Annotated in this window: 13 protein-coding genes; 9 read left to right on the top strand and 4 right to left on the bottom strand. The window is 36.5% G+C overall.

Going from position 1 to position 14,367, the window contains the following annotated elements:
• Positions 1-80 precede the first annotated feature (80 nt).
• From FLA105534_RS12465 to FLA105534_RS12445, 5 genes are all read left to right on the top strand, one after another.
• Positions 81-875, top strand: coding sequence for a gluconate 5-dehydrogenase (locus FLA105534_RS12465; protein WP_173966450.1), 795 nt, complete (start codon positions 81-83; stop codon positions 873-875).
• Positions 876-926: 51 nt separating this feature from the next.
• A complete protein-coding gene (gene nagB, locus FLA105534_RS12460; RefSeq protein WP_173966449.1) occupies positions 927-2,855 on the top strand; it encodes a glucosamine-6-phosphate deaminase in 1,929 nt (642 codons plus the stop codon).
• 422 nt (positions 2,856-3,277) lie between these two features.
• On the top strand, positions 3,278-4,156 hold the full coding sequence (locus FLA105534_RS12455) for a helix-turn-helix domain-containing protein (RefSeq protein ID WP_173966448.1): 879 nt from the start codon (positions 3,278-3,280) through the stop codon (positions 4,154-4,156).
• Between the two features lie 71 nt (positions 4,157-4,227).
• Entirely contained in the window at positions 4,228-5,055 is an 828-nt protein-coding gene (locus FLA105534_RS12450) for a Rossmann-fold NAD(P)-binding domain-containing protein (protein WP_173966447.1), read from the top strand.
• Between the two features lie 10 nt (positions 5,056-5,065).
• Positions 5,066-5,446 carry a DUF5367 family protein gene (locus tag FLA105534_RS12445; RefSeq protein ID WP_173966446.1) on the top strand — a complete coding sequence of 127 codons (381 nt, stop codon included), beginning with the start codon at positions 5,066-5,068 and terminating at the stop codon, positions 5,444-5,446.
• Between the two features lie 329 nt (positions 5,447-5,775).
• Here the strand turns inward: FLA105534_RS12445 and FLA105534_RS12440 are convergent, their stop codons facing one another.
• Genes FLA105534_RS12440 through FLA105534_RS12430 form a run of 3 tightly spaced genes read right to left on the bottom strand, consistent with a single transcriptional unit; the run spans position 5,776 to position 7,897 of the window.
• Complete coding sequence (locus FLA105534_RS12440; RefSeq protein WP_173966445.1) at positions 5,776-7,047, bottom strand: MFS transporter; 1,272 nt, start codon at positions 7,045-7,047, stop codon at positions 5,776-5,778.
• Between the two features lie 19 nt (positions 7,048-7,066).
• Positions 7,067-7,294 carry a hypothetical protein gene (locus tag FLA105534_RS12435; RefSeq protein ID WP_173966444.1) on the bottom strand — a complete coding sequence of 76 codons (228 nt, stop codon included), beginning with the start codon at positions 7,292-7,294 and terminating at the stop codon, positions 7,067-7,069.
• 6 nt (positions 7,295-7,300) lie between these two features.
• Positions 7,301-7,897, bottom strand: a complete 597-nt coding sequence (locus FLA105534_RS12430) for a TetR/AcrR family transcriptional regulator (protein WP_173966443.1) — start codon at positions 7,895-7,897, stop codon at positions 7,301-7,303.
• A gap of 617 nt (positions 7,898-8,514) precedes the next feature.
• Between FLA105534_RS12430 and FLA105534_RS12425 the strand changes: the two genes are divergently transcribed.
• Both FLA105534_RS12425 and FLA105534_RS12420 read left to right on the top strand, forming a co-directional pair.
• Positions 8,515-9,753, top strand: coding sequence for a hypothetical protein (locus FLA105534_RS12425; RefSeq protein ID WP_173966442.1), 1,239 nt, complete (start codon positions 8,515-8,517; stop codon positions 9,751-9,753).
• Positions 9,744-10,775, top strand: coding sequence for a hypothetical protein (locus FLA105534_RS12420; protein ID WP_173966441.1), 1,032 nt, complete (start codon positions 9,744-9,746; stop codon positions 10,773-10,775). Before FLA105534_RS12425 ends, FLA105534_RS12420 begins: the two co-directional genes overlap by 10 nt.
• Positions 10,776-11,241: 466 nt before the next feature.
• Here FLA105534_RS12420 and FLA105534_RS12415 read toward each other — a convergent pair whose 3' ends face one another.
• Complete coding sequence (locus FLA105534_RS12415) at positions 11,242-12,696, bottom strand: glycosyltransferase (RefSeq protein WP_173966440.1); 1,455 nt, start codon at positions 12,694-12,696, stop codon at positions 11,242-11,244.
• Positions 12,697-13,173: 477 nt separating this feature from the next.
• Here FLA105534_RS12415 and FLA105534_RS12410 point away from each other — a divergent pair, with 477 nt between their 5' ends.
• Both FLA105534_RS12410 and rhuM read left to right on the top strand, forming a co-directional pair.
• Positions 13,174-13,350, top strand: a complete 177-nt coding sequence (locus tag FLA105534_RS12410; protein WP_173966439.1) for a hypothetical protein — start codon at positions 13,174-13,176, stop codon at positions 13,348-13,350.
• A gap of 2 nt (positions 13,351-13,352) precedes the next feature.
• A complete protein-coding gene (gene rhuM, locus FLA105534_RS12405; protein ID WP_173966438.1) occupies positions 13,353-14,336 on the top strand; it encodes a RhuM family protein in 984 nt (327 codons plus the stop codon).
• Positions 14,337-14,367: the final 31 nt, after the last annotated feature.

Genomic DNA, 14,367 nt, shown 5'->3' with positions numbered 1-14,367 from the left:
AATCTATGTTTCTATGTGTTTAAATGAACATACAAGACGAAAACAAATTAAAATTACTAATAACCAAAAACAAACAAAAAATGTCAATTAACTTATTTGATTTAACGGGAAAAACAGCACTCATTACAGGAGGAGTTCATGGTTTAGGAATGGCAATGGCCAAAGGACTTGGACATGCAGGAGCAAAAATTGTTGTAAACGACCATTCCTCACAAGAAGCTGTTGATAATGCAATTGCTGAATACAAATCAGAAGGAATTGAGGCCTTTGGCTACCTATTTGATGTAACAAACGAAGCGGCCGTAATTGCAGCCATCAGTAAAATTGAGGCCGAAGTGGGTCCGATCGATATTTTAATCAATAATGCCGGAATTATCAAAAGAACTCCAATCATAGAAATGGAAGTTGCAGACTTTGAAGCAGTAATAAAAGTAGATCTCACCGGACCTTTTATTGTATCTAAAAATGTAGCAAAAGGAATGATTGCCCGTGGAGGAGGAAAAATCATCAACATGTGTTCGATGATGAGCGAACTGGGAAGAGACTCTGTAAGTGCCTACGCTTCTGCCAAAGGCGGACTAAAAATGCTAACCAAAAATATGGCTACCGAATGGGCAAAATTCAACATTCAGACTAACGGAATTGGCCCAGGCTATTTTGCCACAAGCCAGACAGCACCTATCAGAGTAAACGGACATCCGTTTAATGAATTTATTATGGGAAGAACTCCCGCAGGTCGTTGGGGAGATCCTGACGATTTACAAGGAGCTGCGATCTTTTTAAGTTCAAAAGCAAGTGATTTTGTAAACGGTCATATTGTGTATGTTGACGGTGGAATACTAGCGACAATAGGAAAACCTTCTAACGAAGAATAGTTATCTAAACCTTTTGAATACCATATTCTAAAAGGGCAAAAATAAATTAAAATGATAAAAAGCACCATAGATAAAGCAACGGGCTTCGAGAAACGATTTGAAAATATCAATACGGTTGTTTTCGAAAATTCAACCGAAGCCTCTAAAGCAGTAGCACAGCAAATCGCAGCGCTAATTCAATCGAAACAAAAAAGCAACGAATCCTGTGTATTAGGTTTAGCCACAGGTTCTTCTCCAAAAGGATTGTACGCTGAACTGGTTCGTTTGCACAAAGAAGAAGGTTTAAGTTTTAAAAACGTAATTACTTTCAATCTGGACGAATATTATCCGATGGAACCGGATTCCATCAACAGTTACGTTCGATTTATGAAAGAGTTGCTGTTGGATCAGGTGGATATTTTACCTGAAAACTACCATATCCCTGACGGAACATTATCCAAAGAAGAAATCGCGGATTACTGCTACAATTACGAAGCCAAAATCGAAGCTTTGGGCGGCATCGATCTGCAAATTCTCGGAATTGGCGGAAACGGTCATATTGGATTTAATGAATCCGGATCGTTACAAAACTCCAAAACACGTCTGGTAGCACTGGATCACATTACGAGAGTGGCGGCCAGTGGAGATTTTTCGGGTCTAAGCAACACGCCAAGAACGGCCATTACACTTGGAGTCAAAAAAATAATGGAAGCCAAACAGGTCATTTTAATGGCCTGGGGCGAAGGGAAATCCAATATCATTAAAAAATCGGTTGAAGAAGAAGTGACCAATCAAATTCCGGCCTCCTTTTTACAGGAACACAACAATGCCGTTTTTGTTCTGGACAAGGAAGCTTCCTCAAAACTAACCCGCATCAACAGACCCTGGCTGGTTGAAAAAATCGTCTGGACCGATAAACTAATCCGAAAAGCAGTTTTAGGATTGGCACTGGATTTAAAGAAACCAATTTTGATGCTTACCGATGCCGACTATATCGAGAACGGAATGAGCGACTTACTGGCCGATTCAGGTCCGGCATACGACATTAACATTAAGATATTCAACAAACTTCAAAATACAATTACAGGCTGGCCGGGAGGTAAACCAAATGCTGACGATACCCATCGCCCGGAAAGAGCAGAACCAGCCAGAAAAAAAGTTTTGATTTTTAGTCCGCATCCCGATGATGACATTATCAGTATGGGTGGAACTTTTATGCGCCTTCAGCAGCAAGGACACGAAGTACATGTTGCCTATCAAACCTCAGGTAACATTGCCGTTGCTGATGATGAAGCCCTTAGATTTGCCAGATTTGTTTGCGATTACAATGACAAGTTCGGAATAAAAAATACCGAAGCCGAAGACATCTACAAAAAGGCCTTAAACTTTTTAAAAAATAAAAAGGCAAGTGAAATAGATATTCCCGAAGTTCGATATTTAAAAGGCCTAATCCGAAAAGGAGAAGCACGCGCCACCAGCCATTTTGTAGGCTTGCCGGACGAACAGATTCATTTTATGGAACTTCCCTTTTACGAAACCGGAACGATTGAAAAAAAACCTTTAGGCAAGGAAGATATTCAACTGACTATAGATTTAATTGAAAAAATCAAACCACACCAAATCTATGCCGCGGGAGATTTAGCCGATCCGCACGGAACGCATAAAGTATGTCTGGACGCGATCTTTGAAGCTGTAAAAGCACTGAAACCAAAACCTTTTATGAAGGATTGCTGGGTCTGGCTGTATCGTGGGGCATGGCAGGAATGGGGAATCGATGAGGTCGAAATGGCGGTACCCATGAGCCCCGATCAGGTGCTCGAAAAACGTCACGGAATCTTCAAACATCAATCTCAAAAAGACGGTGTTGTTTTTCAGGGAACCGATGCCCGAGAATTTTGGCAAAGAGCCGAGGACCGAAACAGCGAAACAGCTCAATTGTACAATCATTTAGGTTTGTCGCGTTATGCCGCAATGGAAGCTTTTGTCCGCTGGAAATTTTAGCTTACTAATTCAATAATACCTTTGTTTTGTTCATAAGTTGGTCGATTGCAAGATCACCTGCTTAAAAAGGAGCCTCCTCAAATTATTTTTTGGGGAGGTTTTTTTGTTTTGAAATTCACGCAATACATATACAATCAAAGCAAAAAAGAATGTATAGATTGGGATTTTTAACATGCGCCATTCCTACGGAATTCAAATGCTCCGACAAATTTATTATTGGATGGATTAAAATCCATCCCTACAATATTGGTCGAGCCAATGGCTCTTTCCAATAGTTACGAAGGAACACCCCATATTCTAGCAACGAATTTTAATCCGTTGAAAATAAAACCGACACAACATTTGAATTCCGTAGGAATGACCCATATTAAAAAAAAATTGGTAACTTTTCAGCCCTTTTTGAGTCAAACCATTAAAAACCAATGACAACAGACATTATAGAATTAAATGATTTTATTGTTTTAATCGAACAATCCAACACCTCCAAACCTTTCGTACAGCAATGCGAAATCGACGGAGATGCAGTTGGTTTTGCCTTTTATGGTTCCGGCAATGTCGAACTGGAAATCAAACATAACAATCAGACTAAATATCTGACCAATACTACCGGCTTGGCCATTTGTTTTTTTGGCAATCAAAAGGTCGAGTTCTCTCATAAAATAGAACCTGACAAACCACTACAGTCCATTAGCATCTTCACCAAACCAAAACATTTAAATTCTTTGCCTCAGGCTGAGAAAGAAATTTTCGAAAACTATCTTCCGGAATTATTAGATCCGCAAGAACATTTTGTTCAAGGACCTTCTTTTTATATGACTTTGGAAATGCAATTGGCTGTTCAGAAAATTTTCAACACAACATATACCGGCAATACAAGATTGTTGTTTTTAAAAAGTCAGGTCAATGAGCTTCTGGCCCATTTCTATGCGCTTTTGGCAACAGGTACCAAAGTTGACCTATCGGAAATTGATAAAAACAAGCTTTTTAAGGCAAAAGAAATTGTAACCAATAGCTATTCGAAACCGCCATCGATCACACAATTGTCACAAATGGTAGGTTTAAACAGCAATAAATTAAAAAAGAATTTTAAAGAGCTTTTTGGAATCCCTGTCTTCAAATTTGTTCAGGAAGAAAGACTGCACAAAGCTTACGAGTTACTTCGCGACAACGAAAAAACAGTTCAGGAATCGGCCTGGGAAGTGGGTTACGATAGTTTGAGCTCTTTCTCGAATGCCTTTCATAAAAAATTTGGTATGCGTCCAAATGAAGTTCGGCAACAATTCTTTTCAAACAAATCATAATTCTTTTCAGACAAATGATTCCGTTTTAATCTAAACAACTTTGTATCAGTAATCATTTTAAAAAAACTGATATGAAAAATACGAAAATTTTAGTCCTGGGATCTAATGGAAAAACGGGACGCAGAGTAGTCGAAAGATTAGACCAAATAGAAAATATCGAAGTCCGTCTGGGTTCCCGAAATGAGGAATTACCGTTCGACTGGAAAAAACCGGAAACCTGGGAGACTGTTCTTCGGGATATCGATACGGTTTATATTACTTTTCAGCCTGACTTAGCCATTCCTTCGGCAGTAAATACTATTCAGAATTTTACGCGTCTTGCTGCAAAATCAGGTATTCAAAAAATGGTTTTACTTTCCGGAAGAGGTGAAAAAGAAGCGCAACTTTGCGAGGACATCGTGAAGTCTACAGCTAAAAACTGGACCATTGTTCGTGCCAGCTGGTTCAATCAAAACTTTAGTGAAAGTTTTTTTCTGGATCCCATATTAGCCGGAATTGTTGCCTTACCAAGAGCCGAAGCATTGGAACCTTTCACCGATGCCGACGATATTGCGGACGTTGTTACCGCCTCTCTTTTAGAAGACAAACACAACGGAAAAACGTACGAACTGACTGGTCCCAGATTACTAACTTTCAAGCAAGCCGTAAACGAAATTGCCGATGCCAGCGGCCGAAATATTACTTTTCAGGGATTATCTTTAGAAGAATATATTCAGCTATTACAGGAATATCAGGTTCCGGAAGATCATATTTGGCTGATCAACTATCTTTTTGAACAGGTTTTGGATGGTCGAAATTCCAGTATTACATCGGATATAGAAAATATTTTAGGCAGAAAAGCAAAGGATTTTTCTGTTTACGCAAAAGAAACAGCCAAGACTGCAATCTGGAACTCCTAAAACCAAGATTATGAAATATAGCAGAGGAATATTTTCGGGTTTTATAGTTTGGTTGTGCGTTAGTATTTCTTTTTATCTTTTAGATAATATTCCACTTCTGAAAGATTATTTTCTAATACAAGCCGCAATCGTTATGGTACTTATCGTTTTTTATGCCATCGTTGGCGCAAAATTCTATTATCAGAAAAAATACAACATCAACGGTTTTGCACTTGGAGTATTAATGTCGGGAACAGCATTGTTTTTGGACGTTTTGATAACCGTTCCTTTTGTTGAAATTCCCGAAGGACGAAGTTATGAGAGCTTTTTCACCAGTCCAATTTTATGGGCGTTGGCTACTATAAATGCTTTTTCGGTATATATCTATTGGAAGAGAAAAATTAAACCTTAATCATCGACTCTCAGTTTAGTAGTACAACAAAGAACTGATCCTATTGTTTTAAATACTTCCTTTTATTCGACGCGGATAAAACGGGTTTACTTCGTAAAAACGCGAATGAAAACGGATTCTTTCCTCATTTAAAAGATTTTTTAATTTTAAAATCCGTTTTTATCAGTGTCTTCGCGATAGCGAATCCGTTAAATAAGCGTTGAATTAAGATTCAGAATTTTTATTGATCAAGCTGAAACTACTTTTCGATTATAATTCAAGCTAAAATGCTTATACAAAAAAAGCTTGTCTTCAACAGACAAGCTTTCTCATGATTAAAAGGTAAAAGATTAAATTTCTACTTTTTCTGCAGTAGTGGTAAGATCAGCTGTATCTTTTGACTGCACCAGCTTATTTACTCTCCATATCAAAAATATTGTCAAAAGTGTAATCACCGCAATTACATATCCTAAAATATCATAGTTTTCCAGGGGAGCTGTTTTTGTTTTCTGATGCACAATAAATCCGGCACAAACCGCTGAGATTCCTCCTGCAATTTGCTGCATTGAAGAAGTTATAGACATATAAGCTCCACGATCTTTCATTTCCGGAATAGCCGTGTTTAAAGTCGTTGCAGGAATCATACGGCTCATAATTCCCATAAACATAATCATAGTAAGTACTACAATTTGCCACAATGGTACAGGAGTAAGATTCGTATAAATGATGATCATAATAATTGAAAGTACTGATCCTGCTGTAAACAACCAGAACTTATTTACTTTATCACTTAATTTTCCAACAATAGGCATTATAAACAATACAGAAAGTCCGGTTAAGAAAAACACCATTGGTAAATCCAACTGACTAATACCTAGATTGTTTACTAAAAAAGCACTTCCAAATGGCTGTAGCATAAAACCGCCAACCGAAAGTAATGCAATAGCCGTAAAACCAAGTTGATAACTCTTATTGCTTAAGGTATGCCAAAGATGTAAAAACGGACTTTTATCTGATTGTAATTCTAAATGTTTCGTTATTGCGGGCATTTGTGTGATAATCGCCAGCAAAATAATTAGGCCTAAAACTGCAATCATCAGGAAAGAAGAATGCCAGCCCCAATGATTTGCACAATACAGTCCAAGTGGCACTCCTAAAATCTGACTTGCGGCATAAGCCATTTGAATAACCCCCATAACGCGTCCTCTTTGATGAATTATAAATAAATCGGTTACAATTGCCAAAGAAACAGAGCCTATGACGCCACCAAAAAGTCCGGTAACGATTCTTGCTAAAAGTAGCATTGTGTAGCTTGTAGAAAGAGCACAGAAAATGGTACCGATAATAAATCCTGTATAAAAGAAAATCAGGAGTTTTTTACGATCAAATTTATCAGCAAAACCTGCTGCCAGCAATCCCGAAATTCCGGCACTAAAAGCATATGCCGAAACAGTAAAACCGAAATTTGATGTTGTCATATCAAGCGTTTTCATTAAAATATCACCAAGTGGTGAAATAACTATAAAATCAAGTATAACGGTAAACTGCAAAAGTGCCAGTATCGCAATAATGATTTTTTGGTTTGTAGAGAAAGCCGTGCTTTCTATCGTGTTTTTTTTCATTCTTTATTAATGTATAAGTTTAGTCTAACTCCTGACATTCATGGCCAAATTCTGTGACCATACTGATAATTGTTTCGGGATGTAGTGTATTCGAAACCACTCTGAGTACACAATCAACATCTTCGCAGTCAATGCTCCATTGTTGAATGTCTAAATGATTATTGAGTTTTTGACGAACAGGACAATTTGGGTCCTGATCCCCAATGTTTGTTTTAAAAATATGTATTGTATTTAAATTTGTTTCCATAATTTTTCATGGTTTTAGTCCTTTTACAGTGACCTGAAAGGCTTCTTTCATAATTTCCTTGGTAAGTTTAAAGGGTTTTCCTCCCATGCTTTTACCTTCAGTATGTAAATTTAATAAGGTATACAAAGGCCCGTAGGCAACACACCAAAAAGCCTCAAATGTCATCGGAATCAGCTCGTTATTGCGTAAGCCATTATCAATAAACATTTTCATAATCCTTCTAAAATCTGCAAACTCCTGAATAGAATCCAGAATGATTTCTGAATGAGGTGAATGTTTGACAATTTCAAAAAATGCAACTTCCTTGGGATATTTCATGGTAAAGTTGGCGCGGTTTTCCCACTGTTTCCATAAACCTTCCTCAAATGACATTTCAGGCGAAAAGTTTTTCACGGTGCTGGTAAAAAACTTTAGCGCAATAATGGCACCTATTTTTTGAATCAAATCATCTTTGTCTTTGTAATAAATGTAGAGTGTACCAACAGAAATAGAACAGGCCTTCGCTAGCTTGTTCATACTAAAACCCTGAAATCCTTCCTGGACAATCTGGTCAATTGCCATTTCGATTACCAATTTTTCCTTGTCAACATCTCTTACTCTCATACTGAATATTTTGTTGCAAATATAAAACAATAAATGAATGAACATTCTTTTATTTATATTTTTTGATAAAAAAAAGAAACGGATTCATAAACCTATTCGAATATCCTCTTTAAAAATCAATCCTATTGGGATTCGACCAGTTATCGGTCCCCGAACTAGAGCGTTTTAAAACATCTTGGCTAGTAGTCAATTTTATCCGGAGAAGGAAATAAGAACTTCTTGATAGCCATCACAAACTCTCTATTTTTCTACACAAAACCTAAAGGCTTTTACACTAATTTAAAAGTCTTTAGGTAAATTCATTCTTATCTTCGTTTCTGACAAAAACTCGGGAAAAGCATCTATTTAAAACTGTAAAACGAACATTTCGTTTGAGCGGATTATTTTTTTATTGAGTATATTAGCCCATTTTTTAGATTGTGTTATCCTGAGATAGCTCCAAAATATGAATCAGACAACCAGTTATTACATAAACGATACCAGTTGTTACAAAGTACAAATGAGATAAAACATGTTTTTTTAATTTTGCCCGAAAATTGCCCAAAACGGTACTTTAAAAAAACTATTAAATAACAATAAATTTTTATATATAAACCCCATTTTTACCTACTAATCCTATGAGAAAAACCATTTCTTATTTTTTACCTTTTGCCATTTTCGCGGGCGTACTTTTCGGATGCAGCGATGATGATTCAAAAGGTGACAATTACAAAGCCAATTATTTGCCGGCCATTGATGCGAGTACTTTACCAAAAGAAAACCGACCAATGACGATGTTTGAAGACAATGAAAGTTCTTCAAAAATGTATGACAACAAAGACCGCTGGTTCCGTGTTAATCAGCCCATGCAAATTATTCAAAAAGGGAAAGATTCGATACAAATTTCTCTTTACTCTCCTGTTGGACTTACAGATGTAAAAGTTTATGCAAAGTTAGCCAACTACGACAAGCGATTTTTACTTTTCGAATTCACAAAAGTTCCCGCTTTTCACCGTTCTGCGCACCAAATTCCTTTAGTAGACGGAACCCATGACTATCAATTAGAAAATGGAAAAGCCGTTACCATTGATAAAATTGATGGTTTCTCTTCCGGAGCAATCGAATTTTCGGTAGAATCAACGGATCCCTTATTTGCTAAATTTAAAAAAATCAAATCAAATCGATTAGTACAATTCAGCACACAGTATCACCTTAATAATCCTGCTGATGATCCTGAAAAGTTTTTACCGATGAATCCTGTTCTGGCTAAAGAAGCGGTAACCATGATTATTAACTACTCCTACGCTCTGAGTCATCCTATCTACTATGATACTTTCATGAATTTTGACCTCTACAAAAAAGAGCAGGCAGCAACAGCGGGGACTGCCATAAACGGTGCCCTAAACTGGCATGGAAATGCTGACGATGTTGATGGCGTTTACGATTATCTAACCAAAGCCCAAATCGAACAAGCCTATAACACCTACATTGATAGCCGAACCTTAAACATGGCCATGGTTGGCGGAGGTGCTGCCTGGGGCGGAGGTGCTTTAGCTTCACAATATGAAGGTGGCTATATCGTTGGTCATTGGAAAGGAGACATGTCTCTTTGGTCACACGAATATTCGCACCATAGTGGTTACAGTCATAGTAGTAATTTAGCCAATAGTGGCGAGGGAGGCGGTCAACAGGAAATGTTTGCTCAATTCTATAGATATTTAATACACCTGAATGATCTTCCTTTTACAGATCCTGATGTATTAAAAGGATATACGAAAAAAGAATATCTAAGAGGAACTTATTCTAAACCTGTATTTAAAGTTGACCAAAAAAACCCATTTTTAGTAAAATATAAAGAAGACGGAAAATGGAAATAACCTACAAAACTATCATGAACAAAATACCTTTTTTATTAGTATTACTTTGCCTTTTTGCCGGTTGCAGTGACGATTCTTCAAACGGTAAAGAAGCAACAAAATATGATTATTACTATCCAACTGAAGAAGCTTCTATTACGGCAGCTCAGATTGGAGCCGGAACTGGAACTTTTGATCCTAAAGGAATAACCGTTGCCAACAATAAACTATATGTTTGTAATGGTGATGTCCTTGAAGTTTTTGATGCCACATCAATGACTTACATCAAAACCATCACCGCTTACACAAAAGGAGCAACTACAATTCCGTTTACGAAACTTTCATCTGTTTGTGTAGATAGCGGACGACTATATATAGGAAGTGTTGATTCAAGACTTTTTGTAATGGATGAAGTTACAAACGCCGGAATAAGCACGGTAGGAAACGGTCAGTGGTGGCAAACTTTTGTTCACGTGTTTGGAGTTGTGGTAAAAGACGGATTGGTATTCGTAAAAGAAAAAGAAACCTCGATTAAAGTTTTCGAAACCTCTCAGATTACCGCAAGCAGCGATTGGAATTTAAAACCTATTGCTAAATTAAACACCTTAAACGGTTTTGACCAAATCTATTCTATGGATGTAGATGCCGGAAATTTAGTAGTAGCAGGAAGAGATACCAAAAGCTATTTGTATTACAATATTGCAGGCATCAAATCTAATTCGGCAAGTTCGCTGACAGAGCCTCTAAAACCTGTAATAGCTGCTTTTACTCCTAAACCTATCGCCATTAACTTTACAAAAGACTGGGCAATAACTTCTGAAAATGTTGGAAGTACAAATTACTTACGTCTTTATCCAAAACCAGAATTTATGGACCGTATTTATACTCCAAGAGTAAATGCTTCTGATGTTATGGGGCAAAATCCTTTTGGAAGTATTGTAGGTGTTGCACAACTTAATGATCGTTTATTTTTGTCTGACAATACCAACAAAAAGATCAGAGTGCTGAAACTTAATAAAGCTACAATTGCAGAACAGCAATAATCGTTATTGCTTTTAAAATATTTGAAACCTCTAAACTTAAAACTTTAGAGGTTTTTTTTTGAAACACGATATATAGTTTAGATTGCTTCCCCCTATTCTCCCATCATACTCATCAATAGTTTTTCACCATCATTATATACGTTATTAATTCTGGCGATCTTTGCGTAAACCTTTGTGTTCTTAGCGGTTATAAAACAGCACAAGAATCATTCAGATCTGTTTCACGAAAACGTTGGTACATATAGATTCTCTTAAAAGAATATCATAAGGACACAACCTGATCTTTAGCAAATAAAAAAATCTGCGTTGATCTGTGTTTTCGCATAGGAAATCCATATGATCCGTGTGCCTTCTTTCTCGAATTCAAATTCCAAATTCTTCTAAAAACAAAAAACTCCCACTCAAATGAGCAGGAGTTCTAAAAAAACAAATCAATTTCTATTTCTTTAATTACAATATTCCTTTTTTAAGCCAATCCACGGGTCAGCCAGCCTTTTTTATTGGCAGTAACAATTGCATACGGTGTAATCCAAAACAAACTAAAAGTATAGAAAACACTGTAGGAATACGCCCAAAGCGAATCGGCAAAATTATATCTTTTCGTGTAGAACAATACCGGGAAACTTGATACCACTAAAATTGCTAAAAGTGTAGAACTTAAAAACAATAACGGATGCATCGCAATGAAGTAGAACATAAAAAACAAAAACGGATACGCCATAATCATTTTCATAGATTGACTCACAAATAAAAGCCTCGCTCCAAATTTAGATTCTTTTCTAAAATCTGTAAAAACATATTTCGCCATTGCGATATTCTCACGCACATTACTTCTGCTCCATCTGATAAACATTTTGTACAATCCGGTATATTCTTCCGGTACGTTTGTAAGTACATAAGCATTTCGCTGAAACAACACATGCTGCCCTTGTCTCAAAATCATATTGGTCATGGCACGGTCTTCACCAATGTCTGATGGCTGTCCCATAAAAGTCTGATTGATCCATTCGTCCAGACAAGCAAAAACCGAAGTTTTTCTGTAAGCCGCCGCTGCTCCCGGAGTACAAAGCACTGAACCTAATCTACTTTCCGCAGAACGCATGAATTCAAAACTCATCACAAAACTCACGTTCAACATTTTAGGCAGGATTGCTTTTTTGCTGTTCAATACATGAACATTTCCGGCTACTGCACCACATTTTTCATCTACTACAAACGGACTCACTAAGTTTCTTAAGGTATATTTTTTTACGATGGAATCACTGTCTACCGTAACAAAAATTTCTCCTGTTCCCAATTCGAATCCACGGTGTAAGGCATGACGTTTTCCTTTGTTTTCAGGTTGTTGGAAAATCGTCAAACGATCGCCCAATTTTATTTTAGCTTGTTGCATCCAATACCAGGTATCATCTTTACTTCCATCATCAACAGCTAATATTTGCATTTTTTGCTCCGGAAAATCACTCTCTGCCAAACTCATCAAAGTATCCCAAACCAGTTTCCCTTCGTTATACGCAGGAACAATCACAGTGCAAGTTGGTAACATTTCATCCGAAACAGATTCGATTGGTTTATAAGTAAAATACAAGTATAAATTATACAAAAAAACTCCGGCTTGAAATACAAACAATGCCCCTGCCAGTATCAGGAAAGGAAATCCCCAGCTTGAATTTATTCGCTCCAGCTGAAACTGATCGAAATCGGCTTGCAAATGATAAGCCGAATAAGCTCCAATAAACAATAAGATAAAAGTACTTACCAACACAAACAATCCTGTCTTGCTTTTGGTACGCTCGCTTACTTTCTTTGAAGCTACATTTGAATTACTAATACGAAAAATGGAACTGTTTAAGCCTTGTTCGGTATTAAGATTTGAATTTGAAGTATAAAACTGTTCTGATGTTAGGGTTTCACTTTTCATATGACACTACTTTTTATTGCTTTCTAATGGCTTTTATTTAATTGCTTCCCTCCGGTGCTACATTTTCATTTATTGGAGAGAATTTTATACAATCCCATTTTGCAAGCGTTGTGCCATAATTAGTTTTCACTGGTTTCTAGCGAATTAGAAGCTTTACGCGTTTTTCAAGTGTGTAATTATTACACGTTTTTGTACACAGTATACAGTTTTTGTTGGGGTTTTGAGAGGTTTTAAGCTGAGGTTTTGTGGCCTTTGAGCGTGGCGAAGTTTAGAAATAACGTTTTCTGATGTTTATTATTGTCATCCCCAACAAAGTCAAAAGATTTTTGGAATTTGAAATTTCAGGTTTGGAATTTCTTTTTTTTGGAGCTATTTCCCGCTGTCCGTTTCAATCTTTTGTATCCGCCGCGGCGGGCACAAAAGGATTTTCACTTCCATCGGGGCTAGGGATAAAATTACATAAGAATATTCTTAATTATGTTAAAAATAAAATTTATTCATAAAACAGACATCTACTCCTATACTTTACAGTTTTTATCTATTAATCTTAAGTTTTTATTCAATACTTTAGCAATCAGATTATTTTTTGCAGTAGCGCATCAACAGTCCGGAAGTAAAGAATATAGGAACGAATTTTATGAAAGAATAGTATAAATATGAACACGGGAGAAATACTTATATATCAAAATCAGGAAGGCAATATTAAAATCGATGTACGACTTGAAGAAGAAACAGTTTGGTTAACTCAGGACCAGATGGCACAATTATTTGGAAAAGCCAAATCTACTATTAATGAACATATTAAAAATATTTTTGAAGAAGGAGAACTTCAGGAAAGCTTGTGTATGCACAAATTCGGAAATTCCGAATTTCAGCAAAAAGCGCCAAATTTTTACAATCTTGATGTCATAATTTCTGTAGGCTATAGAGTAAAATCACTTCAGGGAACTCAATTTCGTATTTGGGCAACGCAGCGATTAAAAGAATACATTGTAAAAGGTTTTACATTAAATGATGATCGTTTTAAGTCCGGTAATACTATGAATTACTTTAACGAATTGCAACAGCGCATTCGTGAGATTCGAATATCTGAAAAATTCTTCTACCAAAAAATAAAAGACATTTACACCACAAGTATTGATTATGATGTCAAAGACGAAAAAACAGTTTCATTTTTCAAAATTGTACAAAACAAATTTCTTTGGGCAATCTCTCAAAATACTGCTGCTGAATTAGTCTACCGAAGAGTAGACGCTTCTTTACCATTATTAGGAATGCAGTCTTTTGATAAAAAAAATGCTCAAACAGTTCAGAAAACAGATGTTAGCATCGCCAAAAATTACCTTACTGAAGACGAAATAAAACTTCTAGGCTTATTAGTAGAGCAATATTTAGCTTTTGCTGAGACCATGGCGCAACAACAAACTCCCATGTATATGAAAGATTGGGCAGAACGTCTCGACAGTATTTTACAACTCAACGGAAGAGAGTTATTGTCGCACGCTGGTAAAATTAGTCATCAAATGGCTCTGGATAAATCTACCCAAGAATTTGAAAAATTTAAAGAAAGTAGAAAATCAATAGAGATCGAACAAAGCTTAAAAGAAATTGAAGCAGATATTAAAAAATTGAAGAAGTAACTGCATCAAAATAACTTAGAGAAAACATTAA

The organism is Flavobacterium collinsii (assembly GCF_902804485.1).
GTDB lineage: Bacteria > Bacteroidota > Bacteroidia > Flavobacteriales > Flavobacteriaceae > Flavobacterium > Flavobacterium collinsii.
The sequence above is the reverse complement of the archived record's forward strand: the minus strand, read 5'-3'. Positions and strand labels throughout refer to the sequence as shown.

Coding starts and splice junctions, on each gene's coding strand:
- FLA105534_RS12465 (WP_173966450.1), top strand. CDS start 81: ATGTCAATTAACTTATTTGATTTAACGGGAAAAACAGCACTCATTACA.
- nagB (WP_173966449.1), top strand. CDS start 927: ATGATAAAAAGCACCATAGATAAAGCAACGGGCTTCGAGAAACGATTT.
- FLA105534_RS12455 (WP_173966448.1), top strand. CDS start 3,278: ATGACAACAGACATTATAGAATTAAATGATTTTATTGTTTTAATCGAA.
- FLA105534_RS12450 (WP_173966447.1), top strand. CDS start 4,228: ATGAAAAATACGAAAATTTTAGTCCTGGGATCTAATGGAAAAACGGGA.
- FLA105534_RS12445 (WP_173966446.1), top strand. CDS start 5,066: ATGAAATATAGCAGAGGAATATTTTCGGGTTTTATAGTTTGGTTGTGC.
- FLA105534_RS12440 (WP_173966445.1), bottom strand. CDS start 7,047: ATGAAAAAAAACACGATAGAAAGCACGGCTTTCTCTACAAACCAAAAA.
- FLA105534_RS12435 (WP_173966444.1), bottom strand. CDS start 7,294: ATGGAAACAAATTTAAATACAATACATATTTTTAAAACAAACATTGGG.
- FLA105534_RS12430 (WP_173966443.1), bottom strand. CDS start 7,897: ATGAGAGTAAGAGATGTTGACAAGGAAAAATTGGTAATCGAAATGGCA.
- FLA105534_RS12425 (WP_173966442.1), top strand. CDS start 8,515: ATGAGAAAAACCATTTCTTATTTTTTACCTTTTGCCATTTTCGCGGGC.
- FLA105534_RS12420 (WP_173966441.1), top strand. CDS start 9,744: ATGGAAATAACCTACAAAACTATCATGAACAAAATACCTTTTTTATTA.
- FLA105534_RS12415 (WP_173966440.1), bottom strand. CDS start 12,696: ATGAAAAGTGAAACCCTAACATCAGAACAGTTTTATACTTCAAATTCA.
- FLA105534_RS12410 (WP_173966439.1), top strand. CDS start 13,174: ATGTTAAAAATAAAATTTATTCATAAAACAGACATCTACTCCTATACT.
- rhuM (WP_173966438.1), top strand. CDS start 13,353: ATGAACACGGGAGAAATACTTATATATCAAAATCAGGAAGGCAATATT.